The sequence below is a fragment of the Microvirga sp. 2MCAF35 genome, from assembly GCF_052115545.1.
Taxonomy (GTDB): Bacteria; Pseudomonadota; Alphaproteobacteria; order Rhizobiales; family Beijerinckiaceae; genus Microvirga.
In genome coordinates this window covers 1-504 of sequence record NZ_JBFRGW010000108.1, presented here as the reverse complement: position 1 = coordinate 504, position 504 = coordinate 1, and the positions used below count along the sequence as shown (strand labels likewise).

Below are 504 nucleotides of genomic sequence, written 5' to 3'. Positions count from 1 at the left end.
GCGGTCACCACGACGCCGGGCGCGGGCCTCGAGCAGGATGCGATCGGCAAGTTCTACCGCCTGAAGGTGATTGCCACCGACAACGCCACCCCGGCCCTGTCCTCGGCCGAGCAGGAGATCAAGGTCTACGTCACGGACTTCAACGAGGCGCCGGGCACGCCGAGCTACACCGGCACGCCGTCGGTGGTCGAGAACGCGAGCTCGACCACGGTGGGCACGATCGTGACGGTGGGCGGCTCGACCGATCCGGAAGGGCTGGCGGTCACCTACCATCTGTCGAGCACGGCGGGCGCCAACCCGGGCAACCGCTTCGTGGTGGGCACGGACGGCAAGATCAGCCTGGCCACGGGCGTGACGCTCGACTACGAGGCGACTGATCTGCAGACGGACGCGACCGGCAAGTACTACACCGTGCAAGTCGTGGCCAAGGATCCGGCGCTCAACACCTCGGCGGTCAAGGACGTCAAGATCTACGTCACGGATGTGAACGAAACACCGGCGAAC

The 504-nt window shown here is 66.7% G+C and carries 1 protein-coding gene; it reads left to right on the top strand.

Features of this window, described 5'->3' with window-relative positions; translation table 11 throughout:
* Window positions 1-504, top strand: a 504-nt coding sequence (locus tag AB4097_RS21520; protein ID WP_442043343.1) for a cadherin repeat domain-containing protein, incomplete at both ends; no start/stop codon positions are given.